Raw genomic sequence first — 25967 nt, forward strand, 5'->3', positions numbered from 1 at the left:
CCTCCTGAAGATCCGAAACTCAAAGAGAACGTGCCTTGTTCGCAAGGGTGGCCAGCGAGTGCAGGCCGTCGAGCACGGCCGGCACCGGCACCCCGAAGTCGATGAGGCAGGCGATCTCGTCCGCCCCCGCCCGGTGCAGGCTCTCGACCATCGGCAGCGCCGATTCCGGGGTGCCGAACAGTCCGCTGGCGCGGTAGTAGCGCTCGAAGGCGAAGTCCAGCACCTTGTCTCGTGACCGGTCGTCCAGCTGGTCCAGGGCCTCCGCGCCCCGCCGCCACAGGTCGACCGAGTCGGCGAGGTAGGTCTTGAACGGGTCGCGGACCGTGTTTCGCACCTCGGCCTCGTCGGGGCCGACGAAGGTGTGCAGCATGACGGTGACCTTGCCCGCGCCGTGGCCGTGGCTCGCCCGGGCCTTGCGGTAGGCGGTGATCTTGTCCGCCAGTTCGTCCACGCTCTGGAAGAGCAGGGCGGTCAGTACGTTCGAACCGGACTCGCCCGCCATCTCGAAGCGCTCGATACCGCCGCTGCAGGTGAGCCAGGTGGTGAGCTCGGGCTGGATCGGGGCGGGGAAGACGCGCACCGATCGGGGTTCGCCCGCGCCGTTGGGCAACTCGACGGCCTCCCCGCGCCACAGCTGCCGGACGGTGTCGATGCCCGCGCGCGTGACCGCGACGCGTTCGGCGTAGTTGTCCGGCGCGAGCACGAAATCGTCGGGATTCCAGCCCGTGGCGAACGCGAGGTCCACCCGGCCGTCCGAGAGGTTGTCGACCACCGACCAGTCCTCGGCGACCCGGACCGGATGGTGCAGCGGCAGGACCACGCTGCCCGCCCGGATCCGCACCTGCCGGGTGCTCGCCGCCAGCGCGGCCGCCAGGACCGCGGGATTCGGGTACAGGCCGCCGAAGGTGTGGAAGTGGCGTTCGGGCAACCAGATCGCGGCGAAGTCGTGCTCGTCGGCGAATCGCGCACTGTCCAGCAGCAGCCGGTAGCGCCGCGAATCATGGTGTTGCGCATCGCTGGCGAAGAAGAACAGGCTGAAATCGACGCCGGCGCCGGGTCGTTTCGCGGTGCCGCCGGTAGCGCCGGCCGGCTCGGTGCCGGGGGACCGGTGCTCGGTGATCGCGGCGGCCAGGTCCGCGACGCACATGCCGCCGTAGATGTCCTCGGCCGACACCTCGATGCCGAAGCGGTCCTCGAGGATCGTCAGGAGTTCGGCGGCCTTGACCGAGTCGAGCCCGAGGGCGGTGAGCGGCGTTCGAGGGTCGACGGTGTCGAGTCCCAGACGTTGTCTGGCCCAGTCCAGGAAGAACTCCGTGGTGTTCGCGTCGTCCCGTGGCTCGCTCAATTGGCCCTCGATTCGAATTCGTTGGCGTACACATGACGTAGGTGCGATCGGCGAATCTTGCCGCTGGTCGTTTTCAGGACTTTGCCCTTGTCGACGAAGATCACCCGGTACAGCGCGACGGCGTGCTCGCGGCTGATCGTCGATTTCATGGACTCGGCCAGAACGGAGTTCTCGGGGGAAGCCGGTGCGTCGACTTCCTGGACGATGACCAGCCTTTCCTCGCCGTCCACCTCTATCGAGAGCGCGGCGCAGCCGCCGCGGCGCAATTCCGGATGCGTGGACTCGATACTCCATTCGATATCCTGCGGAAAAAGATTGCGCCCGTTGATGATCATCACTTCTTTGCGGCGCCCGCAGATGAACAGATCGTCGTCCACGGTGAAGCCGAGATCTCCGGTGCGCAGGTACCGGGTGCCCGGCTCGCCGGCGATCTCCGCCTCGAAGATGGTCGCGGTCTCCTCGGGCTTGTTCCAGTAGCCCCCGGTGACGCTCTCGCCGTGCAGCCAGATCTCACCGACCCCGCCGGGCTCGGATCGGCGCAGCGTATCGGGGTCGACGATCGCCGCTGTGCCGGCTCGGACCGGTCCGTAGCCGACGAGTTCGCGCCCGTCCGATTCCGGTACCGCACGGCCCTGTTCGAGCTCCTGGCTCGCGAAGGACGTCGCGCGCACACCCGCGCCGGCGGGCCCGCCCGCCACGTACAGGGTCGCCTCGGCGAGACCGTATCCGGGGAAGAACGCCTCGCGGCGGAATCCGCTGGCGGCGAATTTGTCCGCGAACGTGGCGAGAATGGTCGGATTCACCGGTTCGGCGCCGATGAACGCGATATCCCAGCGCGACAGATCGAGTTGTTCGACGTCCTCGCGCGAAACCCGTTCCGCGCAAATTCCGTAGGCCAGATTCGGGCCGCCCGCGGTGGTATTCGCGTTCTGCGATATCTCGCGCAGCCAGATGAGAGGATGGCGCAAGAATGTCAGCGGTGACATGAGCGTGACGGGATATCCGGTGAACAATGGTTCGAGGATTCCGAGTATCAGGCCCATGTCGTGCGACGGCGGCAGCCATTGGACGGCCGAACTGCTCTCGTCGTGTTCGAGTACGCGTCGCAGCACGTCGAGGTTGTGCATCATGTTGCGGTGCAGCACCACAACGCCCTTCGGGCTGCCGGTGGAGCCCGAGGTGTACTGCAGGTGGGCCACGTCGTCCGCGCAGGGCAGTGCCATGTCGAGCAGGCCGAGGCCGCCCTCGCCGGTCGTCGCGCTGTCGATGATCCGCTCGTCGGGCCAGCTCAGCAGCTCGCGGGCGACCGCGCCGACCGAGCGCGGCGCGATGATCGCGATCGCGCCGCTGTCGCGGGTGATCGCGGCGACGGTGTCGGAATGCCGTTGCGAGGTAGGCACATACAGCGGGACAGCGACACGCCGGGTGAGCAGGCACGCGAGGTACGCGTGCACCATGTCCAGACTCGGCGGGCACAGCAGCAGGACGCGGTCGCCGGGCGCGCTGACGGCCTGTAGCCGGGCGGCCAGGGTGGCGACCCGGTTCAGCAGCAGCGCGTAGTCCTCGACCTCGCGGTTGCCGCGATCGTCGAGGAACATGTAACCGATCCGGCCGGGTTGTTCGACCGCGCGACGCATGAGAATGTCCGCCAGGGTCGACGGGCGCCCCGGTAGTTGTTCGTAACTCATCGACCTCGACCTCTCGAATCAGCTTCAGCCACAGTGGACGAACGGTATTCAGGCCTGCGAAAAGACGTTCGGCAGCGCGATGGATGCGCTGCGCGCAGGACATCCTCGCAGGTATTGCGTCGATCACCGGGAGGCGCTCGGGGCCCGTCGCGAAGGAGACTGCGGGGAGGGGGACTTCGGCGCCCGGGTCGCGATCGCGATTCCCGGTCGATCGACGGTCAGCGGGCCGGTCTCCCGGGCACGGCGCACGAGCGCACACCACTGCGGATCACACGCGCCGCGCATGCTCGGACCGCATCGTTCGAGCTGGTAGGAGGCGGTACGAAGGAACGCAAGGACATGTCGAGCCGTGGCACTGTGCTCCTTTCCTGGTGGGGCGCAACGGCGGTGGTCGAGGTGTCCTCCCGGTTCGTCGCCGCGAGTTGGTTCGACGCCGGGGGTGCGGCGGATGGGTCGGGATCGATGTCCAATTCACGAACTTGCGGTCGGTGCCCGGGCGGCCCGGCGTCGGTGCGGATCGCACTCGGCGCAGGGGCAGCGGGAGCGGCCGCGCCGCTCGAGATGCGCGGACGCCGGTTCGGTGCGATGGTTCTGACCGCTTGGTTGTGTGGAATCAGGGACGGGAGCGTCGTCATAACACTTCGGATTTGGCTGAGCAGTGCCGGCGCGGTGAGTGCACAGATCATGCGGCTGTTGCGGGAGAACCCGGACGGGGTCGACGTCACGATCTACGCGGGCAATGTCGACCCGGCGGCGGTCGCGTTGCTGGCGTGCGATGTGCCGGTGGTCGAGCCGCGCTGGGTCGACAACGACGAGTACGCGCGGTTCGCACTCGAATTCTGTCTCAGGAACGGGATCGACGTCCTCATACCGGCCCGGCGGCTGGAGGCGCTGGCGCATCGCGCGGCCGAGTTCGCCGCGGTGGGCACCAGCCTGATGTGCGCGCCGCCCGCGGCGGTGCGGGCGCTGGTGGACAAGGCGCGCACGTACGAAATCGCCGGGGCCGCAGGGGTTCCGGTACCGCCGTGGCGCGTGATCTCGGACGCGGACGGATTGGTCCGGGCGGTGGCGGAGCTGTCACACACCGCGGAGAAGCTGTGCATCAAGCCCAGCGGCGAGTACTCCGCGTTCGGCTTCCGCATCCTCGACGACCGCCCGCTGAGCATCGCCGGGTTGCTCGCTCCACCGCAGCCGGTGGCCTCGGTCGATCAGGTGGCGGCCGCGCTGCGGCTGGCGGCGGCGCAGGGTGAGCGGGTGCCGGAGCTGATGGTCATGCCCTACCTCGACAATCCCGAGGTCAGCATCGACTGCCTGTCCGGTCCGGGAGGCGAGCTGCTGGTGGCGATTCCGCGCGCCAAGCACGGCCGCTTCCGTACCCTGCTCGACGATCCCGCCCTGGTGGAGGTGGCCCGCCGCCTGGTCGCCGGCTTCGACCTGCCGTACCTGTCCAACGTCCAGCTCCGCTACCTGCACGGGGATCCCGTTCTGCTCGAGGTCAATCCGCGCGCCTCGGCGGGCCTGTTCCAGACGGCGTACGCCGAGGTCAACCTCCCGTGGTCGGCGATCCGCCTGCTCCTGCACGACGACCCGTCCCAACCCCGCACCCCGCGCCTCGGCATCCGCCTGGCCGTCACCGAGGCCGTCATGGAGGTGACGCCCGTGCCCGACGGCGCCGCGTTCGTCAGGGCCGTGGATACGGTTCCATATCGCGTAGGCGCTGGCGGTGACTGCGCTGTAGTTCGCTCACCCGGGTGAGGAAACCGGCTATCAGTTCGAGCTCGGCCGGATCGTACCGGGCGAGCATCATCCGGTAGCCGTCGTCGACCAGGCTCGAGAGCAGGTCGCGCAGTCGGGCGGTGGCCAGCTCGGTGGCCACCACGACCACCCGGCGCCGATCGGTGGGATGCAGGGAGCGGGCGATGTAGCCCTGCTTCTCCAGCCGATTGAGCATGATCGTCACACCGGCGGCGGTGAGATCCAATCGCTCGGCCAGCATTCCGGGCGTGGTGGCCTTCACGTCGCCGAGCAGCACGATTTCCAATGCCCGCCTGTCGGTTTCGTTCACACCGAGCAGGCGGATCAATTCGCGGGCCAGATCCTCGAGGGTGCCGTGATAGAACTCCAGCGCCTTGCGCAGCTCGACCGCGACCGGCGCCGGATCAATGGACATCGGACGCACGGGCTCCCATCCTCGAACACTCGAAACATGAAACCTCTCAACAGGAGTCATCCGCAAGCCCGGGCTGGGCCGCTGATCGCAGCCCAGCCCGGGCACTCACCACATGTCACCAGCGTGCATGCGGGCCGTCACGCTGTACCGCCGGCCGTTGGGCTCAGCTGACGGTCGTGGTGGTGAGGGTCGGGGACGGGTTCGGGTAGCACGCGGTCGCGACGTTGCCGACGAACGCCACCTTGGTCGTCATGGTCATGCCGGGGTTGCCGTAGCTGGTTCCGGCGTACTTGCTGGTGATCGGCGTGCCGGGCGAACCCGCGGTGACGTTGATGGTCACCGCCGGCGGGGTGAAGCTCGACCCGCCCGCGATCGGGCCCGGCACGGTGAGCACGACGTTGCCGCCCGAGGTCGACACCGAACCCGCCACGGTGCCACCGGACGCCGTCGCCGAGACCAGGGTCGAGTTCGCCGGCACGGGGAAGGTCATCTTCAGGTTGCTGATGTTCGTGACCGTGAACCCGGACGCCGAACTGGGCACCGAGGACGCGCCCGGCGTGAGGGTGATGGCCACCGCCGAACCGGACGTCGCCGAACTCGGCGCGGTGCCGGTGACGGTGGTGCCCATGCTCGAGGTCTGCCCGATGCCGAAGATCGTGCCCTGGCAGCTCCAGTTCACGCTGATCGGGGTGGCATTGGCGGGAGCGGCGAAACTGAAGAAAGTGGCAAGCGCCACCGGAGTAACGATGCCGGCACGAAGCAACACGGATGCGGTCGTTCTCATGACAATCTCCAATAATGTGAAGCAATGGCACGACCCGGGTTGCGAGCCGTAACCGTAAGAGATCTGAAATATAACCTGTTCTCATCTTGCCGTGGGTGAATTCGGAAATAAATTCCCCAGGTCGGAAACAGGTGACGACATCACGTGTTCGGTATGTATCTATCCCGGATTGATAATTAACTCGGGAAAGCTAACTCGGCCAAGGCGTTCGGCAATTCGAATTCGTCCGGGCATTCGAGCGGAATTGCAGATGCAAGAACAAGGCGGCGCGAACTCGGCTCGGGTCGCGAATTGCGGCCGCGGGGCGCGATCGGGGCGTCGTGTCGCGTGTCGCGGTCAGGGCGTATCGAGCGCGCTCACCGGTACCCCGTAGGGCAGGAAGCGGACCCGGCGGCGTTCGTCGGTGTTGTCGCGATGGGCGCGCAGGGCTTCGAGCTCACTGGGGAATACCTGATCGATTCGGGCCGCGCCGTCCTCGACGGTGTAGATGGTCCACACGCCGCTGCCGGTTTCCCCGGTGGTCTCCTCCCGCGGCGTCGCGGTCCGGGGGCGTTCGGGCTGAACGAATTGCGCGAACAGCGAGCCGAGGGTGCCGGCGCCGGTGCGGTCGATGTACTGGCCGGCTTTGCCGAGCAGATCCTGCAGGTTGATACCGGCTTCACGCAGTGCGCGTTCGAATTCCTCGGGATCGATCCCGAAAGGCCCGTTGGTTGCCATTGCTGCTCCTGGGGAGAAAGGTGCGCTACGGACCCAGTCTCCCCGCGAAACTCGGCCCGCGCCACGTGCGCCGGCCTGTGTCCCGGGGTCGCGGACCGCCGCGCCGGGGCACGCCGTTCGGGCTGCGGCGCATTGTCGGTGCAGGTCATTACACTCCGGGCCACCGACTCGAGGAGGATTCGCATGGCCGTCATCAGTGTCGCCCGCACCATCAACGCACCCGTCGAGCGGGTTTGGGCGGTGCTGACCGACCTCGACAGCGCAGCCGACACCCTGACCGGCGTGCGCAAGGTCGAGCGGCTCGCGGGCGAGGGGTATCAGGTCGGCACGCGCTGGCGCGAGACCCGGGCCATGTTCGGTAAGGAGGCCACCGAGGACATGGAGGTGGCCGAGCTGTCCGCGCCGAATCGCACGGTGGTCGTTGCCAATTCGCGCGGGGTCGACTACCGCACCGAGATCACCGTCGAGCCGCGCGGCGCCGGGTCCGAACTCACCTTCGTGTTCTCCGGGGAGACTCAGAGTCCGAGCAGGCTGCGGGCCCTGCTCGAACGTCTCACCATGCCGCTGGCCGCGTCCATGACGAAGAAGATGATCGCCGCGGATCTCGCCGACATCGCGCGGGTCGCCGAGGCGGGATAGGCGGGCGCGTTCGGCGCCGCCGAATCGCGCTGAAATGCTTCGGTTTCCGCTCGGGGGCCCGGTCTCGTCCCTACGATGAGATGATGAGTAGTTTTGTTTCTCACTCTTCCGAGGGCGCGGGCGCGCACGTGGTGGTGGCGGGCGGTGGTCTGGCCGGGCTGGCGTCGGCGGTGTGGCTGGCCGAGCGCGGGCACCGGGTCACCCTGGTCGAGAAGTCCGGTCGCCTGGGCGGGCGCACGTTCTCGTTCGAGGTGCCCGGGGTGGACGGGCTGGTGGACAACGGTCAGCACCTGTTCGCCGGGTGCTACGACGCCCTGCTGAAGTACGTCGAGACCGTCGGCAGCGCCGGGGGATTGCGCTGGGACGCACCACCGTTGGCGATCCGGAGGGGACCGGGCGAGCTGCTCACCGGAGCGGGCCCGTCCTGGCTGCCCGGGTGGGCTCGCCGGGTCGTGGGGCCCGCGTGGCTGGTGTGGCCGCCGATTCCCCTGCGCGACAGGCCCGCCGCGCTGCGCACCTGGGTGCGGCTGGCCGCCGCGGTCGCCCGCGAGGACGCCCGGCTCGACGAGCTGACCGTGGACCGCTGGTTCCGCACGATCGGGGTGCCGAACTCGCTGCGCGCGCTGACCCTCGATCAGTTCGTGATCGGCCTGCTCAACGAACGACCCGACCGCGTCTCGGCGTTCACCTTCGTCCAGGCGCTGCGATTCATCGCGGGGCGCGCGCTCGCGGGCAATCCCCGTGCGGGAGACGCGGTCTGGCCCCGCGTCAGCCTGCACGAGTTGTTCGTGGCGCCGGCCGAGCGGTACCTGCGCGCCCGCGGCGGTGAGATCCATACCGGCGCGAAGCTCGTCGACGCGGTGCTGCGGGACGGGCGCGTGCGGGGCGTCGAGTTGGCGGACGGCCGCGTGATCGATTGCGACGCCGCGGTCCTGGCGCTCCCGCCGTGGGCGCTGACCACCGTTCTCGATCGCGGGGCGCTGGGCGGACATGATTTCTTCACGCCGGTCCGCAAGATCGAGGCGGCGCCCATCTCCAGCGTGTACCTCTGGCTCGATCGCCCGCTGCGGATGCGGCGGCTCGCGGAGAACCTGCGCGACACGACGATCGAGTGGGTCTTCGACACCTCCGGCATGCACGGTTCCCCCGACGCCGCTGAGCACTGCTACTCCCTGGCGGTCAGCGCGTCCTGGGACACCGTTCACCTGCGCAACGCCGAATTCATCGACGCGGCGATCGAATCGCTGCACAGGCACTATCCCGAGTCCAGGACGGCGCGGGTGGTGCGCACGAAGGTGATTCACCAGCCCGCCGCCACGTTCTCCGCCCAGCCGGGCTTCGAATCGCTACGGCTGCCGCACGTCACGCCCATTCCGGGGCTGTTCCTCGCGGGCGACTGGACCCGCACCGAACTGCCCTCGACCATGGAGTCCGCGGCCGAGAGCGCGGTGCGCGCGGTCGGCGCGTTGACCGACTATCTCGCTGCCGTACCCGGTCACGCCCGGTGAGCGGCGGCCGCGCCCGGCGCGGCGATCAGCTCGCGCCGCGCATCAGTCCCTGCGCGGTGACCGAGGCGACCAGTTCGCCGGTGTGGGCGAAGACCTGGATCTGGCCGTACATGCGGCCGGCGCCCGCGAACGTGCTCTCGCACCGCAGCAGCAGCCAGTCCTGGATGTCGAAGGGGCGGTGGTAGGTGACGGTCTGGGTGAGCATCGCTGAGGTGCCGCGCTCGCCCCGGCGGGCGATCTCCGATCGCGGGTAGGGGCGCATCGCGGTCGGGCCCAGGAAGCCTTCGGTGCCGTGGGCCAGCAGGGCGCGGCCGATCGTCGGCAGTTCGGGGGCCTTGGTGGCGCGCATCCAGACGTTCAGGACGGGCGGTGCGGCGAGTTCGGGTGCGAAAGCGTCCGCGCCGCCGAGGGTTCGGACCTCCCAGGGCAGCAGCGCGCAGGGGAATTCCGCGCACTCGTCGGGGCCGGGGACATCGCCGGGCAGTCGCGCACCGTGCTCGAGAAAGTCGGGTTCGCCGGTGCTGAGCATGGTCAGCACCCGCGCGTGTTCGCGGCCCTGCTGGCTGAACGACACCTGGACGGTGGCCAGCGCCCGGCCCGACTGCACGATCTCGGTGTGCACCTCGACGTCGCGGTCGGCGTAGCCGCCCCGCGGGAACACCCCGTGCAGGGACTGGACCGCCATGTGCGGCACCGTGCGCTCGGCGGCCACCACCGCCTGGGCCAGGGTCTGACTGCCGAGGGTGGTCGGCAGCGTCGAGACGACATTGCGGGCGTGGAAGCGCCCGGGGCCCGCCTCGGTGAGGTCCAGGACGTCGAGCAGGTCGGGCAGGTCGACGACCGGCCATGAATCAGTTCCACCAGCCATCGCGAAATATTCGCATACCGGGCACGGTGCGGCGGTCACCGAGGCCGGTCACCGGACGCGGGCGGGTGCGGTCGCGCGGTGGGATCGCTATGCCGTGCGATGAGTGAATTGCCGCATGGCGTTGGCAATACTGCGAATCGGAATTGTTGTCGACAGGGCGTCGTGCGGCCTTGTGACGTCTCACAGTCCCGAGCCGATGGCCGTGGTGGTGGCGGGCGTAATCCATTGTCGCGGATGACAATATCGCCGTCGATTCGTGCGACCGGGGCGGGTCGGTGACGCGCTCGTGCACTGTGCACCAACGAAGTCCGGCCGTACCGGACAATCGGCTGAATTGATTTGGAATTCGGTATTTCTCATCGGGCCCCTCCTACAGTTTGTCGTCACCACCATTCGGTGGGTGCCACTCAGATTCAGGAACACGTATGCAGAATCGAATTCTCGGTACCCGTCTCGCTTTCCTCGCCGCCGCCGCTGCCGCCGCCGTCCTCGCCGTGCCGAGTACGGCGGTGGCGGCCGGCACGATCACTTTCGCGCCCAAGGTGGATTCGCCGTCCGGCGGATCATTTCCCTCCTGGGGTCCGGGCCCGTCCGCCATCGGCATGATGGGCGGTGATTTCAATGGCGACGGAATTCCCGATGTGGTTGCCGCCGACTTCCAGGGTGAGGGCCCGATCCTCATGGCGGGCAAGGGGGACGGCACTTTCGCCAAGGGAACCCGCGTCGGCAAGCCCGGAATCGGCTACGGGGCCATCGGCGCGGGCGATGTCAACGGCGACGGCAAGATCGACGTCGTCGCGCAGAGCTGGGTGAATCTCGCGGTGTTCCTGAACAACGGTGACGGCACGTTCAAGGCGGGTAAGACCTACCTGACCGTCGAGGGCGCGCAGCAGCAGGTCATCGTGGCCGATGTCAACGCCGACAACAAGCCGGACATGCTGAGCCTGGTGCCCGCCGGTGTGCAGGTGTGGCTGGGTAAGGGGGACGGGACGTTCAACCAGGGCGGCTCGGCGCTCATCCCCGGCGCGCCGACGGCCTTCACGGTCGGAAAGTTCAACGCGGACAACAAACCCGATATCGCGGTCAACAACACCGTGCTGCAGCGGGTGGAAGTGTTTCTCGGAAAGGGCGACGGCACATTCGACAGGAAGGGTTCGAGCACCAGCGGACTCATTACCGAGGATGTGCGGGCGGGGGATTTCACCGGCGACGGCATCGACGATGTGGTGACCGCGGATTCCTTCTCCTTCAGCACCACGCTGCTCGTCTCCGACGGGAACGGCGGATTCAAGAAGACGAATCGGGTCGGGCTGTCCGGTCTGGGGCCGACGAGTATCGCGGTGGCGGATTTCGACCGCGACGGCAAGCTGGACGCGGCGATGTCGGCGGTGCTGAATTCGCGCATGGTGCTCTTCGCCGGGAACGGTGATGGCACCCTGGCCAAACGGGGTGAGGTCGAGGTGACCTCGCAGCCGCAGACGCCGGTGCTGCTCGACTTCGACCGGGACGGGAAGGTCGACATCGCGGTCGCGGGCAGTGCGAACGCGGTGTCGTTCCTGAAGAACCAGTCCTGAGTCGAACGGGGTCCGGGCCCGCGCCGCGGGCCCGGACCCCACGCGTGAACCACGCACGATGCCGGGCACGGCGGTGAGAAGGCGGCACCCATGCGATCAGCCGACAGCAGTGAAACTCCCGATACGCACGCGACCGAACTCCTCCCGCTCGAGGCACACGCGCCCGGCCCGCGCCCGACGGCGATGATCCGCGCATACCTCGGCGGCGCCGACTTCCGCAGGCACAGGCCCCAGATCGCCGCCGTCGCGGCGCTGGTGGCGGTGACGGCCGGGGTGTTCGTGGCGGTGGAATCCCGGGGCGAGGATCGGGTGGCCGCCGCGGTGGCCGCCGCGTCGCAGACCTCCGACGGAGTACCCCCGGCCGTCGCCGCCGGGCCCGAGGGCGACCCCGCGGCCCCCCGCGGTGTGCCGCCCGACATCCCCGTCCCCGCCGCTGCCGAGCCTGGCGAAACCCCGATGGACGGAGCGACAGTGCTCGACGAGCCCCCGGTCGTCCCGGAGTCGGCCGCGTCGGTCGTCGATCCCGCGACCGAGCCGCCCGGCACCGAACCCGCTGTCGTCGACACGACGACCGACCTGCCGGATTCGACGACCGTTTCCCCGACTTCGCTTGGCGGCCCGGTCTTCTCGGTGACCGTGTCCGCGGGTGCGAGCCTGTCGATCCAGCCCAATCCGCTCACGGTGGTAGCCGGCCCCGAGCAACGGCCCGGCCCGCCCCTGTCCCCGGGTCCGGCGGCCACCCGCACGGTCACGGTGGTGCTCACGCCCCCGGCCACGAACGCCGACCCCGCGACCACCGCCCCTGTCACGATGGTTGTCGCGACGACCGATGCGGTGACGACGACCCTGCCTGTGACGACAACGCGGCCGGTCACATCGACGAGGCCGGTGACCACCACCCGATCGGTCACGACCACGCGCGTCGAGACAACGCCGCGCGTGACAACACTTCCCACGACATGCGACGCCACGACGGGGACAACCACGACCGGCCGAGGGACGACCACCCCGGGAGCGACCACGACCGGCCCGGCGATAGCCCGCCCGCCGGTCATCCCACGCGCCCGGACCGCGCCGTCGTCCACCACCCCCGCACGGACGTGCAAATAGGTGGCGGAGAATCCTGTTGAACAACAACGAATCCGTTCGCTCGAGCGCGGGCACGGCTCGAGCGGTATGTGGGTGGCCCTGGTGGCCTCCGCCGTCGTGGTCGCGGGGTTGCTCTCGGCGCATCGCTCGGCGGCTCCGCCGCCGCCCGGCCTGGGCGACCCGATTCCCGAGATCCGTTTGGACGCGGTCGAATCCGGGGTCTCCCAGCTGCGCGACTGGGCCCGCCCCCGGGCCCGCGAGTTCGCCATCCCGGAGCGAGCCCTCACCGCCTACGGCTACGCTTCCGTCGTGATGGCCGAGGCCCGCCCCGACTGCCACCTCGGCTGGACCACCCTCGCCGGAATCGCCCGCGTGGAAAGCGATCACGCCCGCTTCGGTGGCGCGACGATCACCCTCGACGGCACGGTCCGCCCGCCGATCCGCGGCGTCCCCCTGGACGGTACCGCCGGCAACGCCGTGATCCTCGCCCCCTCGACCACCACCGGCCACCCCGTGTACGCGCGCGCCCAGGGCCCCTTCCAGTTCATCTTCGACACCTGGACCCGCTGGGGCGTCTCGGCCGACACCCCCTTCGAAACCCTCGCTCCCACACTGAAATCCGCGACGCCCGCCCCGTCTCGATCCGGTACCCCCGACGACATCGACGACGCGGCCCTGGCCGCCGCCCGCTACCTCTGCGCCGCCGGCGGCGACCTGTCCACCCCCACCGGCTGGCGCCGAGCCGTCTTCGCCTACAACCACTCCGGCGCCTACATCACCCAGGTCCGCGCCGCCGCACAGACCTACGACCGCTGACCCCGAGCGCCTGCCCGCCTCAATCGCCCGAGTGCCAATTCCGCGGTGGGTCGCTCTCACTGCTCCAGGTGGGGGCGGCGGAGGTCGGTCACGGCTATGCGGGCGGCCTCGGCTATGGCGGCGTCGGCGGCGGGGAGCACGGGGTCGGCGCGGGCGGCGCGGGTGAAGACGGCCACGGCTATGGGGGGCTCGTGCGGGAACTCGACCACCGCCACCTCGTTGCGGATGATGCCGATCGTGCCGGTCTTGGCGGCCACCGAGATCGTGGGGTGGGGGAAGGCCGAGGCTATGCGGTGGGGCCAGATCTGGTTGCGCATCACCGCCTGGGCGGCGTGGGTCTGGGTGGGGGACAGGAGCTTTCCGGTCCACACCGCCGTCAGGAGGCGCGTCATCTCCTCCGGGGTCGTCGCGCTGGTGTAGGAGGGATCGTAGGCCGAGACGGACCAGGCCTCGTCGTTGTCGGCCAGGGCGGCGAAGGCCTCGGCGGTGGTGTGGGTGTCGGTGTCGCGGACCAGGGTGCGGTGCAGGTCGGCGGTGCCGCCGACGAGATGGGTCTCGGTGAGCCCGGCCTCGGCGAGCAGGTCGTGGACCGCGGGCAGGCCGATCTCGCCGAGCAGCACGTCGGCCGCGGCGTTGTCGGAGGCGGTCATCATGGAGGTGGCCAGGTCCCGGCGGCTCAGCGTGATGGGATCCCGCATGATCGCCAGACCGGTCGGGCCCGGAGTGCAGTCGGCGGGGACGACGGTCAGCCGCTCGGCGGGATCGAGTGCGCCGCTGTCGATTCGGCGACAGAAGGTCAGGAACAGCGGCAGCTTGTACACCGACGCCATGACCACCCGGTCCCGGCCGTCCACCGATACCTCGGCCGCGGAGTCGTCACAGCGGCGGGCGTGCAGCCAGCCGGTGCAGCCCGCGTCCGCGAAGACCGCGCGAATCCGTTCGGCGGCTGTCATCGCAGCCGCTCCCGATACAGCGCGCGATCGAGCGCACCGGCCTGCGCGCTCGCGTCGGGACGGCGAATCACCCGCAGCCGCAACGCGATCGCCTGCGGTGCCAGGCGCACCCACGCCACCCCCGGCGTCGGGGTGGGCGGTGTGGCGGTGAGCCCGAAACTGCCCCCGGCCGCTACCGCCGCGAACAGCGCCCGGTCGTCGCGCGCGGTCACGACGGGCGCGTCGACGCCGCGTTCGCGCAGCAGATCCACCACGGTGTCGAAGGCGGGTGGGTTGCCCGCCCGCGCCGGATGCGCGAACGCCAGACCGGACAGCATGGTGAACCCCGGCCGCTCGGCGACGGCGCCGCGATGATCCGCGGGCACCACCACCCAGCGCGGAATCTTCACCACCGGACCGGCTTCCACGCCGTCCACCAGCGCGGGGTGATCGATCACCGCCACGTCGCACACGCCCGCGCGCACCTCGCCGATCAGATCGACGGTCGTCCCCATGGTCGTGGAAACCGTTGCGCCCGCGCCCGTTTCCGCCCGCAGCGCGCTCACGCAGGCGGTGACGACGCGATCCGGCAGCGCCTCGGTCGCGCCCCACTGCACCGCGCCGCGCGCGTTGGCTATGCGCTGGGACTCGGCGAGCAGGCGATCGGCGTCGTCGACGAGCAGCCGGGCCCGGGGCAGCAGTTGCCGCCCGGCCGAGGTCAGCAGCGCGCCCTGGCGCGTGCGATGGATGAGCTCGACCCCGAGGTGCTCCTCGAGCCTGCGCAAACCCTGCGACAGCGGCGGCTGGGTCATGTCCAGCACGGTGGCCGCCCGGCCGAAGTGCCCCTCGTTCGCGACGGCGACGAAGAAGCGCAGATGCCGGACCAGATCCATGCCGCCATTGAACCAGCCGTTAGCGCGCCCGCCGCGGCCCCGCCGCTCGGGTCCGGGCTTTCGGCGGATACACGACACCTCTACCTGCGGCGATAGTGAACACGACTCGGCTCGCGCCGGGTCCGCTATTGGCTCGGACCGCCTCGTCGGGCGTTTGCTGAGGTCGTGATCAACCCCCTATCGACCCGCACCGACCGCCCGCTCCGCACCCGGCTGCTGGCCGCTGCGCTCGCGCTGACGGCATCGACCGCCCTCGCCGCGTGCGACAGCCCATCCGCCTCGACCGAGCCCGTCACCAGCGCCGCGCCGGCCGCCGCGAACCCCGCCTTCGCCGAGCTGGAAGCCCGGGCGGGCGCCCGCCTCGGCGTCTACGCGGTGGACACCGCCACCGGCCGCACCGTCTCCTATCGCGAGGGCGAGCGCTTTCCCATGGCCTCCACCTTCAAGGGCCTGGCCTGCGGGCTGCTGCTGCGCGAGCATCCCCTGTCCTCGGGCTACTTCGAGCAGCGGATCACCTATCCCGCAAGCGATCTCGTCGAGTACTCACCCGCCACCGAGCAGCACGTCGCGATCGGCATGACCATCGGCGAACTCTGTGACGCCGCCATCACCCTCTCGGACAACACCGCCGGCAACCTGATCCTGAAGCAACTCGGCGGCCCGGCCGGTTTCACCGCCGGTCTGCGCGCCCTCGGCGATCCGGTGACCCGCCTGGATCGCTGGGAGACCGAACTCAACACCGCCGTCCCCGGCGACGAGCGCGACACCACCACCGCGCAGGCGCTCGCGGCCGACTATCGCGCCCTCGGGCTCGGCGATCTGCTCGCCGAACCCGAACGCGCGCAACTGCTCTCCTGGCTGAAGGCCAACACCACCGGCGACAAGCGCATTCGCGCCGGACTGCCCTCGGACTGGATCGTCGGTGACAAGACCGGCAGCCCCGCCTACGGTTCGGCGCTGGACGCGGCGATCGCCTGGCCGCCCGGGCGGGCGCCCGTGGTGATCACCGTGCTCACCACCAAATCGCAGGAGCGGGCCGAACCCGACAACGCGCTGGTCGCGGCCGCGGCCCGCGCCGCCGTCGCGGCACTGGGCCTGGACCACTGAGCCGGCGCGAGGGCCGGTCCGCCGAGCTCGCCGGCGGCCCGGCCACCCGCACCGATCACCTCACGGCTCTCGCAAACACAGCGTGCCCCACTGGAATCCGGCCCCGATGGCCGACAGCAGGAACGTGTCCCCGCCGCGCACCCGCCGCTCCTGCCGCGCCCGATGCAGCGCGGTGAGCACACCCGCCGAGCCGGTGTTGCCGAGCTCGTCCAGCGTGACCGGAGCCCGCTCCATGGGCACCCCGAGCTCGGTCATGGCCGCGGTCAGGATGTTCAGGTTGGCCTGGTGCAGGAAGAAATGGTCGATCTCGGTGACATCGAGCCCGGCGCGCCGGGTGGCCGCGCGCATGCTCGCCGGGAGCGCCCGGGTCGCGGTCTCCCACACCGCGCGCCCGTCCATGCGCAGATAGTGCTCCCGATCGGCCACCGTCCGCGCGCTGGTGGGCAGGCGCGACCCGCCCGCCCGGATCTCCACATCGTGCGAGAGCCGGGAACCGAAGTCCCACGCGAGCAATCCGGCGCCGGGGGTTTCGGTGCGGGACAGCACGATCGCGCCCGCCGCGTCGCCGAAGAAGACCCCGGCGGTGCGGTCGCGCGGATCGGTGACCCGGGACGCGCAGTCCGCGGCCACGATCAGCACCGTGCGCGCGGACACGCTCAGCAGATGCGCCGCGAGCAGAATCGCCTGCAGCCCATTGGCACACGCCGCCTGGGTGATGTCGATCGGCAGCGCGCGCCACGCCCCGAGCCGCTCCTTGACCAGCAGCGCCGTCGAGGGCAGCGGCTGATCGAAGGTGTAGCTCGCCACGATCACCGCGTCCAGCTCGCTCGCCCGCACCCCCGCCTCCGCCAGCGCCGCGGGCGCGGCCGCGACGCACATGTCCGAGACGGCCGCCTCCGGGGCGAGCCGGCGGCGCTGCCGGATGCCGGTGCGCCGCACGATCCATTCGTCAGAGGTGTCCAGGGTCCGGGCCAGATCCGCGTTGGTCACCACCGTCTCCGGTAGATGAACGGCGGAGCCGGACACCGTGATCGGCAACGGCACCGGCGGGCGCACGGTCAGCGAGCACGCGTCCTCGGGCGCGTACGACATCGTCATGTCAGGGCCCCGTCCAGTTCGCGAGCGGTGTTGTGCTCGGGTGCGATGAGGGCGTCGAGGTCGACGTAGAACCGGCCCGAGGCGCACGGCGCGCCCAGCAGAATGCGCCGCGCGGCCGAGGTGACGAGCGCGCCGCCGAGCGCGACGTCCGAGGCCAATTGCGGCCAGCTGCTCAGGGTCCGGCCGATCTGGCCGAACGCGTCGGCGAGTTCGGGGCTGATGCGCTCGGGGTCGACCATGGCCAGAATCAGATCCGACTTGGCCTGGGCGGTGAGTTCGGGTAGATCCGCGGCGCGCAGGTCGCCGATTCTGCCGTGCAGCAGCGGCCGGTCGGGCTCGAGGTCGAATCGCTCGATGTCGAGCATGCCCCGGTCGTTGCAGTCCATCACGACCGGAATGCCCAGCGCCCGAGCGCATTCGCGGGCCGCGATCTTCACGTACGGGGTGTCGCACTCCTCGACCAGCAGGTCGATCGGCGCGTGCTCACCCTCGAAGAACTCCGCCATGTTGTCCGCGTGCAGCCCGCCGCTGTAGATCTCGATGTCGAGGTACGGGTCGATCTCGAACATCTGCCGGGCGCAGATCACCGTCTTGGCCAGGCCCAGGTGCTGCACCCCCGCCCGCAGCCTGTTCATGTTCGACAGGCTCAGTTCGTCGAAGTCCGCCAGCCGGAACGCGCCCCCGACGCCTTCGAGCGCGAGCGTCACCGCCGCGCTGTTGCCCACCGACAGCCCGACCACCCCGATGCGCCGCTCGAGCAGCCGGCGCTGCTGCGGCCGTTGGATCTTGCCGCGATTGCGGTCGGTGCGCACCAGCCGGAACTCCTCGCGCGGCAGCACGTGCACCAGCCGCCCCGACCACGGGTACCAGACCCACGAGCCGTAGGCCCAGGGCTCGACCCCGGCCAACTGCTCCTCGATCCGGCGCTCCAGTTCGGCTCCGGCATACCGGTGCTGGGGCTCGCGGCAGCCGATCAGCTCCGCGAGCTGATCGGTGATGGTGTCGTGCACCGCGTTCACCCGGCCCGATTCGAGCAGGTCGGTCAGCGCCGCGTAGTCGTCGGCGCGGTGGGGTTCGAACAGCACCGGCCGCCACGTCTCGTTGTCGCCGTGCCGCGCGGCCGCCAGAGCCGCTGGCACGTGCGGGCTTTCGCGCCGCGCGGCGGGTACGGTGTCGAGGCCGCCGGTCACCAGCAGCGGGAATTCGTCGCGCATGCGTGCCACCAGGCCGGTGTACTCGCCCGCTCCGGCGGCGGTGCGGTGCAGCAGGATGACGACCTCTTCGGTGTAGCGCTCGACGTAGCAGCGCGTTCCGTCCACAGGGTGAAACCCGAACCGGCCGTGGAAATGATCCTGCCCGTCCCGGGTGCCGGAGGTGCCGATCATGAGCTCGGCGCCGAGATGATGCGCGGCCCCGATGGCCACCGCGTTGAGATGCGCTCCCAGCCCCAGTTTGCGCGCGCGATGTTCCACCACCAGCCGGCTGTGCTCGTAGGTGGTGGCGACCCCGGCGCCCTCGGCGGCCAGCAGCTGCTCGTACCGCGCGTCGCCCAGGTACGCGCGGGACTGGAACAGCTCGGCGGTGTCGGGGGTGGAGAGCCGGATGTAGCCGAGCACGGGGCCCTCGGGGTGCCGCCGCGCCACGAAATGCCAGGCACCGTAGTCTAATTCCTGGTCGTCGACGTGAGCGCCCGCGGCGTCGCGGAACTCCGGTCGCCGGCCGTTGTCGTAGAGGATGCGGGCCCGCAGCGCACGTAACCGTTCCACCTGATCGGCGGCCCCGGTCCCGTGGCGGGGTATGTGGAATGCGCAAACATGCCACTGCGGATCAGAATTGCGGTTCCGGATATCGCATCCGTCGACAGGCATACGAGATCCGCCAGATACCGACACGTGTATGGATCCTTTCCCGGAATTAGCTGGCTATACCACACCCCGCTACAAGTTCAGCCGGGTACGGCAATGCCATGGCGAAACTGAACAGGAAGACAACGTGATTCGCGCGCCCTCGCGACTGACAATCAACGTTGCTGAATAGTAGCTGTGATGGGAATGGAATGACTAACCGGACAAATTGCCATCGGATAACAATGGCAATTTGTCTACTTTGTTCCCTTTGTTGCGCGGGGTTCCGAGGCTCATCGCCCGAGCGCGCGTCGCTATCCCCGGAGTGTCGGGCGAACCCGGACCGTCATCGCCTGCGCGGCTCGAGCCAGGCCAGCGCCGCGGCGGTCAGCGCGTTGACCCCGGGCCCGATGGTGGGTTCGGCCAGCGGCGCGAAATGCGGCGAGTGGTTCATCGGCAGGTCCTGATCGGTCGTGCCCCGGCGCTGTGCCGCCGCGACTTTCGCCGGATCCGCGCCGCCGAAGAACCAGAACGACAGGGGCGCGCCGGCGGCCTCGGCCAGGATGCCGACGTCCTCGCTGGCCGGGAAGGCCGCCATGTCGAGCACGTGATCGTCCCCGAGCGCCGCCCGGAGCCCGCCGCATGTCTTGTCCAGTGCGACAGGGTCGTTGAAGGTGACCGGTAATCGGGTCAGGGTCTCTATGGTCGGCTCCCGGTCCGCGCCCGCGGCCGCCGCCTCGGCGTGCACGATGCGCCGCACCGCCGCGAGCACCCGCTCGCGCGATTCGGGCGAGTAGGTCCGCACGCTCAGCCCGAGCTCGGCCTGATCGGCGATGATGTTCTCCTTGGTGCCCGCGTGCAGGGTGCCGACCGTGACGACGACCTGATCGGCGGCGGCCACCTCGCGGGACACGATGGTCTGCAGTCGCAGCACCGTCGCCGCCGCCATGACGATCGGATCGATGGTGGTCTCGGGCCGGGAGCTGTGCCCGCCCCGCCCGTGCAGGGTGACGCGCAGACTGTCGTTGGCCGACAGGATCGCGCCCGCCCGGGTGGCCACGGTGCCCGCGGCGATCGGCAGGACATGCTGCGCGAGCACTACTTCCGGCCTGCCGAAGCGGTCGAACAATCCGTCCTCGACCATGGCCAGCGCGCCCAGGCCCACCTCCTCGGCGGGCTGGAACACCGCGAGCACGGTGCCGGACCACCGGTCGCGCGCGGTCGCCAGCGCGTCGAGCGCGCCGAGCAGGCACACGACGTGCATGTCGTGCCCGCAGGCGTGCATGACCGGTTCGCCGCCGGCCGGATCGGTGGCGGTCGAGGCGTAGGGCAGCCCGGTCTGCTCGAGCACCGGCAGCGCGTCCATGTCCGCGCGCAACAGCACCAGCGGCCCGGGCCCGTTCGCGAGCCGTGCGACCACGCCTGTCCCGCCGAGCTTCTCGGTCACTTCGCACCCCAGGGCCTTGGCCCGCCGGGCGATGATCGCCGCGGTGCGGTGCTCGGCGAAGGACAGCTCGGGATGCGCGTGCAGATCGCGGTACAGGTCCGCGAGATCGGCGGTGACGTGGGCGACTCGACTCTTGATCGACGACACCCTGCCAATGATCCACGGCCCGAAGCTGATCATGGCGATTTCCCGGTTTTCGCCGTACCCGCCGCCGAACCTCACCGTGACCAGGGGCCCGCTGACCCCGCTCCGGGCGATCCGGGCGGGCCCGCGCGGGCAGCAACGGAACCGCAAGGGCCGCAATTGTTCCGAACGAAACTCCGTGGTCGGGTGCGCGGACGGCTTAGCCTGTCCACACAGGGTGTGATCGTTCCGGGCGAGTGAGGCGGGTTCGATGGACAGGGTTTTCCCGCTGGATCAGCCGCACACGTCGCGAATCTACGATTACTTCCTGGGCGGCAAGGACAACTACGAGGCCGACCGCGCGGCCGCGGCCGAGATCCTGCTGGCCTGGCCGGACATCCGCACCGCGGCCCGGGCCAATCGCCAGTTCATGCACCGCAGTACGCGATTCCTGGCCGAGGCCGGGATCACGCAGTTCCTCGACATCGGCACCGGCATACCGACCGAACCCAACCTGCATCAGATCGCGCAGGAGATCACCCCGGACGCCCGGGTGGTCTACGTCGACAACGATCCGCTGGTGCTGGCGCACGCCCGCGCGCTCATGACCGGGGGAACCCCCGGCGCCACCACCTACATCGAGGGTGACGTGACCGATCCGCGGGCCATTCTCGCCGCACCGGAGCTGGCCGCGCTGCTCGATCTGTCGCAACCGATCGGGGTGAGCATGATCGCGCTGCTGCACTTCGTCGAAGCCGACGTCGACAAGATCGTGTCCGATATCCTGGCGGCCCTGGCCCCCGGCTCCTACCTCGTGATCTGCACCATCACAGCCGATTTCGCCCCCGAGCAGGTCGTGGCCGCCCAGGACGTCTACCGGGTGCGCCGACTACCCGCGCAGGTCCGCACCCACGACGAGGTCACCTCCTGGTTCGCCGGGCTCGAGCTCGTCGAACCCGGGGTGGTGCCGCCGCATCGGTGGCGGCCCGCCGAACCCACCGACATCTCGCGCGCACACGACGCGAGGGTCTCCTGCTACTGCGGCGTGGCGCGCAAACCCTGAATCGGCCCGGCAGCTGACATTTGTCATGGCCCAACCATGACGAACCCGCTCCACATCGGTGACTGCGCGTACTACTGACGCCGCGCGGAATTCGCGATCGTGGATGACGTGACCATCACCGAACGACGCCACGTCCGCAATCCGCCGCCGAGTCCCGACGTCATCGTCGCGCACGGCCTGCGCCGCACCTACGGCACCGGCAAGAACGCCTTCGAGGCGGTGAAGGGCGTGGACCTGCGGGTCGGGGAGGGCGAGGTCTTCGCCCTGCTCGGCACCAACGGCGCGGGCAAGACCTCCACGCTCGACCTGCTCGAGGGACTGGCCGCACCCACCGCCGGCGGCGTCGAGGTCTTCGGCCTCGACCCGCGGCGCGACCGCGCCCAGGTACGAGCCCAGGTGGGAATCATGTTGCAGTCCGGCGGTTTACCCGCGGAGCTGACCGTCACCGAGACCCTGGAGATGTGGCGAGGCACCTGCAGCAACCCGGCCCCGGTGGAATCCGTGCTGGCGCTGGTCGACCTGGGCGGCCGGGCCGGGGTCCGAGTGGGCGCGCTCTCGGGCGGTGAACGCAGGCGGGTCGATCTGGCCTGCGCCCTGCTCGGGCAGCCGCGCCTGCTGTTCCTGGACGAGCCGACGACCGGCCTGGACCCCGAAAGCCGCCGGGACACCTGGCGATTGCTCGCGGACCTGAAGGCGTCCGGGGTGACGATCGTGCTCACCACGCACTACCTCGACGAGGCCGAGGCCCTCGCGGACCGCATCGCGATCATGCACGCCGGCGCGGTCGCCCGCACCGGAACCCTGCGCGAGATCGTCGACGGCCACCCCGCCCGCATCGTGTTCGACCACCCCGGACTGCCCCTGCCCCCGCTGCCGGGCGCGAGCGTGGACGCGGGCGCCCGCGTCACCATCGCCACCCACGATCCGCAGGATCATCTGCTCACGCTGCTGGGCTGGGCCCGCGATCACGAGGTCCGCCTCGGCGGGCTGGAGGCCCGCGCCGCCTCGCTCGAGGCGGTCTTCCTCGACATCGCCGACGACTCCGCCGGCGCCCCCGAACCGATCGGAGCCACCCGATGACCGCCACCCTCACCCCCGTGTTCCGGCGCCGTCCGCTCACCGCGCTCGCCAAGGCCGAGTACCTCCAGTTCCGCCGCAACAAGACCCTGGTGTGGATGGGTGTGCTGTTCCCGGTGGGCATTTCGCTGGCCACCTATTTCCTGTTGACCAAGGATCAGGAGCCGACCGCGGACATCGCGGCCTCGACCCTCGAACTCATCACCCTGGTGTCTCTACTGTTCGTGCAGTACTACTCGGTGCTTTCGATGATCACCACGCGGCGCGGTGAGGGCGTGCTCAAACGCCTGCGCACCGGCGAGGCCGCGGACTGGCAGATCCAGACCGCCCCGGCCGTACCCGGCGCGCTGCTCACCGTGGCCTCCACCGTCGCGGTCGCGGCGGCCGTCTACGCCACCGGCGCACCACTCCCGGTGAACCCGCTCGCGATAGCGCTCGCCCTGATCGCCGGGATCGTGTTGTTCTCCCTCCTGGCACTCGCGACGAGCGCCGTCACCAAGAACGCCGAAGCGGCACAGATCACCTCGCTCCCGGTCATGACCGTCGCGATGCTCGGCATGGGCTGGCTGCGCGGCGCGCTGCCCGATCGACTGGCCCAGGTGGCGGACTGGACCCCGTTCGCGGCCATCTCCGACCTCGTGTACCTCGGCGCCTCGGGTCGGACGGCGACCGCCGGCGACGCCGCCGCGACCCTCGACTTCGCGGGCACCTGGGCCGAGTTCGGCCGCCCGTTTGCCACACTGGCGATATGGACGGCCCTGGCGTTCGCGCTGACCCGCAGGAACTTCCGCTGGGACGATCGCGGCTGATGGGCGTGCGGTCGTGGTGGCGCGGGCTGTCGGCGGCCGCGAAGTTCCGCCTCTACAGCCGGGTCATCCTGCAGGTGGGGCTCGTCGTGGTGATCATCGCCATGGCGGCCACCGCGGGCTCGTGGTGGTCCGCCGCGGTGATCGTGGTCGCGGGGATCGCGTCCATCGCCGTGGTGGAGGTCCAGCCCGAGTTCGCCCCGCCTGCGGCACCGGCGCCGCGCCCGTGGATCCGGCCGGTGGCCACCGCGACCCTGGTCCTGCTGTGGCCCGCCATGGCCGTGGTCGCCCGGACGACCACCGACGACGCGACCGCGACCCACGCCCGGGTCGCCGGAATCTATGTCGCGCTGCTGGCCATGTTCTCGGTGATCTCCTTCGCCCGGCAGCGGTGGTGGGCGGTCCTCGGGCTGAGCCTGGCCACCGGGGTGGCGTTCGGTTCGGGGCCCGCGGCGATGGCCGCCTTCGCGCTGATGACCTTTCTCGCCGGCGGATTCGTGGTCGGCACCACGCTGCTGACGATCTGGGGACTGCGGGTCGTGGAGGAACTGGACCGGGCCAAGGCCGTTGAGTCCGAACTGCGCGTGGCGCAGGAGCGGCTGCGCTTCGCGCGGGATCTGCACGATGTCGTCGGTCGTGGCTTCTCGGCGATCGCGGTGAAGAGCGAACTCGCCGCGGTGCTCGCGCGGGCGGGTGCGAGCGACCGCGCCGCGGCGGAAATGGACGAGGTGAAGACCCTGGCCGTCGAATCCATGGGCCAGATGCGCCAATTGGTGCGCGGCTACCGGGACATCGACCTGCGCGGCGAGGTCGCCGGGGCGCGGTCGCTGCTGTCGGCGGCGGGCTGCGAACTCGTCGTCGAGGGCGATCCGGCGAAGGTGCCCGCGCGACTGCACGAGGTCGCGGCGTGGGTCGTGCGCGAGGGGACCACCAATATCGTGGAGCATTCACGGGCGAGCACCGCGGTGCTGACCCTCGGGCCCGCGGGCATGGCACTGCGCAACGATCGCCCCGAGGGCGTCCCGGGCGCGCACTCGGGGCTGCGCGGGCTGGCCGAGCGGCTCGCGGCGGTGGGCGCGCGGCTGACCGCCGAGCTGCGCGAGGACCAATTCGTACTCGAGATCCATTGGGAGGAAACATGATTCCCGTCTTCCTGGCGGACGACGAAACCCTGGTCCGGGCAGCGCTGGCCACCATGCTGGACCTCGAGGCCGATCTCACGGTGGTCGATCATGTCGGTTCGGGCGAGGAACTGCTGACCGCGTGGCGGGTGCGCGCCGCACACGGTGATCCGGTTGCGGTGGCGGTGATCGACCTGCAGATGCCCGGCATCGACGGCATCGAGACCGCCGTCGAACTGCAGCGGCTGACCCCGGGCGCGGGCACCCTGATCGTCACCAGTCACGGGCGTCCCGGCTATCTCAAACGCGCTCTCGCAGCGGGGGTTCGGGGGTTCCTGCCCAAGACGACGTCCGCGGCGACCCTGGCCGAGGTGATCCGCACCGTGCATCGCGGCGGCCGGTACGTCGATCCCGAACTGGCGGCCGAGGCGATCAGCGCGGGGGACACCCTGCTCACCGCGCGCGAGGCCGATGTGCTGGAATACGCGATCGACGGTGCGCCCGTGGAGGATATCGCCCGGCGTGCGCATCTGTCGCCGGGCACCACGCGCAATTACCTCTCCTCCGCGATGGCCAAACTGGGTGTCTCGAACCGCTACGAGGCCGCGCTCGAGGCCCGCAGGAGGGGCTGGATCTAGGCCGCCGGAAGGCGCTGTTGCAGTTGCAATTTCATTTGTCGCTTGCAGGTGTCGTTGTCGAGGACCTGCGGTGCCGAATAGCCGACGAGTTGTGCCATAAAAGGATTCGTGGGCAGAAAAGTAGCCCGGGGGAGATGACACTCGGAGGCACGGTCCGTTGCGGGCCGTTGTCCAGATCGCCGGCCAGGGCACAGGAGCCGGCGGCCAACGTTCGTGTATGGAGGCGAGACCAGAGTATGAGGGCATCCGAAGAGGAGCGGCAGATCAGCGAGCTCGTCGACCGGCTGGCCGGCAAATTCCCCTACCTGACGGCCCGGGTCGTCGGCGAGGAAGTGCGTGGAATTCACCGCGAGTTCGACGGCCATCGCGTTCGGGAATTCATACCGCTGCTGGTGGAGCGGATCGCGGAACGACAGCTGAGCAGGCGGGTCTCGTATCAGCCGTCGGCGAAGATGGGCGACCCGTTATGGGGCGCGTTGCGGCCGTCGTCCCCGATCTTCCTGTGACACATCGATCGCTGTGTCGGTCCGGAGCCGTGGGGCCGGGGGGGAACGGGGGCGCCGGGGGGGGGGGGGGGGGCCCCCCCCCCCGGGGTGAGGCGCCGGGGTGGGTGAGTTAAA

24 protein-coding genes are annotated in these 25967 nt (G+C 70.0%); 13 read left to right on the plus strand and 11 right to left on the minus strand.

Translation table 11 applies throughout. The features are described 5' to 3' along the window. Nucleotides 1-19: 19 nt before the first annotated feature. Together ACWIGI_RS39050 and ACWIGI_RS39055 are read right to left on the minus strand one after the other, a co-directional pair. Entirely contained in the window at nucleotides 20-1345 is a 1326-nt protein-coding gene (locus ACWIGI_RS39050) for a MupA/Atu3671 family FMN-dependent luciferase-like monooxygenase (protein WP_454208681.1), read from the minus strand. Then, nucleotides 1342-3033, minus strand: a complete 1692-nt coding sequence (locus ACWIGI_RS39055; protein ID WP_454208682.1) for a fatty acyl-AMP ligase — start codon at nucleotides 3031-3033, stop codon at nucleotides 1342-1344. Before ACWIGI_RS39055 ends, ACWIGI_RS39050 begins: the two co-directional genes overlap by 4 nt. A gap of 669 nt (nucleotides 3034-3702) precedes the next feature. On the opposite strand from ACWIGI_RS39055, the gene ACWIGI_RS39060 reads away from it, so the two are divergent. After that, entirely contained in the window at nucleotides 3703-4788 is a 1086-nt protein-coding gene (locus tag ACWIGI_RS39060; RefSeq protein WP_454208683.1) for an ATP-grasp domain-containing protein, read from the plus strand. Here the strand turns inward: ACWIGI_RS39060 and ACWIGI_RS39065 are convergent. From ACWIGI_RS39065 to ACWIGI_RS39075, 3 genes are all read right to left on the minus strand, one after another. After that, nucleotides 4715-5203, minus strand: a complete 489-nt coding sequence (locus ACWIGI_RS39065) for a MarR family winged helix-turn-helix transcriptional regulator (protein WP_454208684.1) — start codon at nucleotides 5201-5203, stop codon at nucleotides 4715-4717. The genes ACWIGI_RS39060 and ACWIGI_RS39065 overlap by 74 nt on opposite strands. Nucleotides 5204-5366: 163 nt before the next feature. Then, nucleotides 5367-5939: a hypothetical protein gene (locus ACWIGI_RS39070; protein ID WP_454208685.1), complete on the minus strand. Its 573-nt coding sequence runs from the start codon at nucleotides 5937-5939 to the stop codon at nucleotides 5367-5369. Between the two features lie 384 nt (nucleotides 5940-6323). After that, complete coding sequence (locus tag ACWIGI_RS39075; protein ID WP_454208686.1) at nucleotides 6324-6704, minus strand: hypothetical protein; 381 nt, start codon at nucleotides 6702-6704, stop codon at nucleotides 6324-6326. Between the two features lie 183 nt (nucleotides 6705-6887). Between ACWIGI_RS39075 and ACWIGI_RS39080 the strand changes: the two genes are divergently transcribed. Next, nucleotides 6888-7343: an SRPBCC family protein gene (locus tag ACWIGI_RS39080; RefSeq protein ID WP_454208687.1), complete on the plus strand. Its 456-nt coding sequence runs from the start codon at nucleotides 6888-6890 to the stop codon at nucleotides 7341-7343. Nucleotides 7344-7426: 83 nt separating this feature from the next. Then, a complete protein-coding gene (gene hpnE / locus ACWIGI_RS39085) occupies nucleotides 7427-8851 on the plus strand; it encodes a hydroxysqualene dehydroxylase HpnE (protein WP_454208688.1) in 1425 nt (474 codons plus the stop codon). Nucleotides 8852-8876: 25 nt separating this feature from the next. Here hpnE and ACWIGI_RS39090 read toward each other — a convergent pair whose 3' ends face one another. After that, the gene (locus tag ACWIGI_RS39090) at nucleotides 8877-9719 is read right to left on the minus strand and encodes an acyl-CoA thioesterase (protein ID WP_454208689.1); all 843 of its coding nucleotides are present in this window, start codon (nucleotides 9717-9719) and stop codon (nucleotides 8877-8879) included. A gap of 425 nt (nucleotides 9720-10144) precedes the next feature. On the opposite strand from ACWIGI_RS39090, the gene ACWIGI_RS39095 reads away from it, so the two are divergent. From ACWIGI_RS39095 to ACWIGI_RS39105, 3 genes are all read left to right on the plus strand, one after another. Further along, nucleotides 10145-11293, plus strand: coding sequence for an FG-GAP repeat domain-containing protein (locus ACWIGI_RS39095; protein WP_454208690.1), 1149 nt, complete (start codon nucleotides 10145-10147; stop codon nucleotides 11291-11293). A gap of 90 nt (nucleotides 11294-11383) precedes the next feature. Further along, nucleotides 11384-12403: a hypothetical protein gene (locus ACWIGI_RS39100; RefSeq protein ID WP_454208691.1), complete on the plus strand. Its 1020-nt coding sequence runs from the start codon at nucleotides 11384-11386 to the stop codon at nucleotides 12401-12403. Further along, complete coding sequence (locus ACWIGI_RS39105; protein ID WP_454208692.1) at nucleotides 12404-13198, plus strand: murein transglycosylase; 795 nt, start codon at nucleotides 12404-12406, stop codon at nucleotides 13196-13198. 56 nt (nucleotides 13199-13254) lie between these two features. Here the strand turns inward: ACWIGI_RS39105 and ACWIGI_RS39110 are convergent, their stop codons facing one another. Together ACWIGI_RS39110 and ACWIGI_RS39115 are read right to left on the minus strand one after the other, a co-directional pair. Then, nucleotides 13255-14151 carry a serine hydrolase gene (locus tag ACWIGI_RS39110; RefSeq protein WP_454208693.1) on the minus strand — a complete coding sequence of 299 codons (897 nt, stop codon included), beginning with the start codon at nucleotides 14149-14151 and terminating at the stop codon, nucleotides 13255-13257. After that, a complete protein-coding gene (locus ACWIGI_RS39115; protein ID WP_454208694.1) occupies nucleotides 14148-15023 on the minus strand; it encodes a LysR family transcriptional regulator in 876 nt (291 codons plus the stop codon). Before ACWIGI_RS39115 ends, ACWIGI_RS39110 begins: the two co-directional genes overlap by 4 nt. A gap of 213 nt (nucleotides 15024-15236) precedes the next feature. Between ACWIGI_RS39115 and bla the strand changes: the two genes are divergently transcribed. Then, entirely contained in the window at nucleotides 15237-16130 is an 894-nt protein-coding gene (bla, locus tag ACWIGI_RS39120) for a class A beta-lactamase (protein ID WP_454208702.1), read from the plus strand. Nucleotides 16131-16190: 60 nt separating this feature from the next. On the opposite strand, the gene ACWIGI_RS39125 is transcribed toward bla, so the two are convergent. The 3 genes from ACWIGI_RS39125 to ACWIGI_RS39135 form a co-directional block, all read right to left on the minus strand. Beyond that, the gene (locus tag ACWIGI_RS39125) at nucleotides 16191-17228 is read right to left on the minus strand and encodes a 3-oxoacyl-ACP synthase III family protein (protein ID WP_454208695.1); all 1038 of its coding nucleotides are present in this window, start codon (nucleotides 17226-17228) and stop codon (nucleotides 16191-16193) included. Then, nucleotides 17225-18994 (minus strand): ThiF family adenylyltransferase, encoded by a 1770-nt coding sequence (locus tag ACWIGI_RS39130; protein ID WP_454208696.1) that lies wholly within the window; start codon nucleotides 18992-18994, stop codon nucleotides 17225-17227. Before ACWIGI_RS39130 ends, ACWIGI_RS39125 begins: the two co-directional genes overlap by 4 nt. Nucleotides 18995-19418: 424 nt before the next feature. Next, entirely contained in the window at nucleotides 19419-20675 is a 1257-nt protein-coding gene (locus ACWIGI_RS39135; RefSeq protein WP_454208704.1) for an amidohydrolase, read from the minus strand. A 238-nt stretch (nucleotides 20676-20913) separates the two neighbouring features. Here ACWIGI_RS39135 and ACWIGI_RS39140 point away from each other — a divergent pair, with 238 nt between their 5' ends. The 6 genes from ACWIGI_RS39140 to ACWIGI_RS39165 all read left to right on the plus strand — a co-directional run bounded on the left by ACWIGI_RS39140 (nucleotide 20914) and on the right by ACWIGI_RS39165 (nucleotide 25853). After that, the gene (locus ACWIGI_RS39140) at nucleotides 20914-21705 is read left to right on the plus strand and encodes an SAM-dependent methyltransferase (protein ID WP_454208697.1); all 792 of its coding nucleotides are present in this window, start codon (nucleotides 20914-20916) and stop codon (nucleotides 21703-21705) included. Between the two features lie 114 nt (nucleotides 21706-21819). Next, on the plus strand, nucleotides 21820-22785 hold the full coding sequence (locus ACWIGI_RS39145) for an ABC transporter ATP-binding protein (protein ID WP_454208706.1): 966 nt from the start codon (nucleotides 21820-21822) through the stop codon (nucleotides 22783-22785). Next, nucleotides 22782-23591, plus strand: coding sequence for an ABC transporter permease (locus tag ACWIGI_RS39150; RefSeq protein ID WP_454208698.1), 810 nt, complete (start codon nucleotides 22782-22784; stop codon nucleotides 23589-23591). The genes ACWIGI_RS39145 and ACWIGI_RS39150 overlap by 4 nt, the downstream gene beginning before the upstream one ends. After that, the gene (locus ACWIGI_RS39155) at nucleotides 23591-24730 is read left to right on the plus strand and encodes a sensor histidine kinase (protein ID WP_454208699.1); all 1140 of its coding nucleotides are present in this window, start codon (nucleotides 23591-23593) and stop codon (nucleotides 24728-24730) included. The genes ACWIGI_RS39150 and ACWIGI_RS39155 overlap by 1 nt, the downstream gene beginning before the upstream one ends. After that, a complete protein-coding gene (locus tag ACWIGI_RS39160; RefSeq protein ID WP_454208700.1) occupies nucleotides 24727-25347 on the plus strand; it encodes a response regulator in 621 nt (206 codons plus the stop codon). Before ACWIGI_RS39155 ends, ACWIGI_RS39160 begins: the two co-directional genes overlap by 4 nt. A 236-nt stretch (nucleotides 25348-25583) precedes the next feature. Beyond that, nucleotides 25584-25853, plus strand: a complete 270-nt coding sequence (locus ACWIGI_RS39165) for a three-helix bundle dimerization domain-containing protein (RefSeq protein WP_454208701.1) — start codon at nucleotides 25584-25586, stop codon at nucleotides 25851-25853. The last annotated feature ends 114 nt before the right edge of the window (nucleotides 25854-25967 follow it).

Source organism: Nocardia sp. NPDC055321 (genome assembly GCF_053645575.1).

Bases quoted from the DNA above. Each gene is read 5' to 3' on its own strand.
- ACWIGI_RS39100 (WP_454208691.1), top strand. From the start codon at position 11,384: ATGCGATCAGCCGACAGCAGTGAAACTCCCGATACGCACGCGACCGAA.
- ACWIGI_RS39115 (WP_454208694.1), bottom strand. From the start codon at position 15,023: ATGGATCTGGTCCGGCATCTGCGCTTCTTCGTCGCCGTCGCGAACGAG.
- ACWIGI_RS39160 (WP_454208700.1), top strand. From the start codon at position 24,727: ATGATTCCCGTCTTCCTGGCGGACGACGAAACCCTGGTCCGGGCAGCG.
- ACWIGI_RS39110 (WP_454208693.1), bottom strand. From the start codon at position 14,151: ATGACAGCCGCCGAACGGATTCGCGCGGTCTTCGCGGACGCGGGCTGC.
- ACWIGI_RS39095 (WP_454208690.1), top strand. From the start codon at position 10,145: ATGCAGAATCGAATTCTCGGTACCCGTCTCGCTTTCCTCGCCGCCGCC.
- ACWIGI_RS39090 (WP_454208689.1), bottom strand. From the start codon at position 9,719: ATGGCTGGTGGAACTGATTCATGGCCGGTCGTCGACCTGCCCGACCTG.
- ACWIGI_RS39155 (WP_454208699.1), top strand. From the start codon at position 23,591: ATGGGCGTGCGGTCGTGGTGGCGCGGGCTGTCGGCGGCCGCGAAGTTC.
- ACWIGI_RS39065 (WP_454208684.1), bottom strand. From the start codon at position 5,203: ATGTCCATTGATCCGGCGCCGGTCGCGGTCGAGCTGCGCAAGGCGCTG.
- ACWIGI_RS39165 (WP_454208701.1), top strand. From the start codon at position 25,584: ATGAGGGCATCCGAAGAGGAGCGGCAGATCAGCGAGCTCGTCGACCGG.
- ACWIGI_RS39140 (WP_454208697.1), top strand. From the start codon at position 20,914: ATGGACAGGGTTTTCCCGCTGGATCAGCCGCACACGTCGCGAATCTAC.
- ACWIGI_RS39055 (WP_454208682.1), bottom strand. From the start codon at position 3,033: ATGAGTTACGAACAACTACCGGGGCGCCCGTCGACCCTGGCGGACATT.
- ACWIGI_RS39125 (WP_454208695.1), bottom strand. From the start codon at position 17,228: ATGACGATGTCGTACGCGCCCGAGGACGCGTGCTCGCTGACCGTGCGC.
- ACWIGI_RS39080 (WP_454208687.1), top strand. From the start codon at position 6,888: ATGGCCGTCATCAGTGTCGCCCGCACCATCAACGCACCCGTCGAGCGG.
- ACWIGI_RS39075 (WP_454208686.1), bottom strand. From the start codon at position 6,704: ATGGCAACCAACGGGCCTTTCGGGATCGATCCCGAGGAATTCGAACGC.
- ACWIGI_RS39150 (WP_454208698.1), top strand. From the start codon at position 22,782: ATGACCGCCACCCTCACCCCCGTGTTCCGGCGCCGTCCGCTCACCGCG.
- hpnE (WP_454208688.1), top strand. From the start codon at position 7,427: ATGAGTAGTTTTGTTTCTCACTCTTCCGAGGGCGCGGGCGCGCACGTG.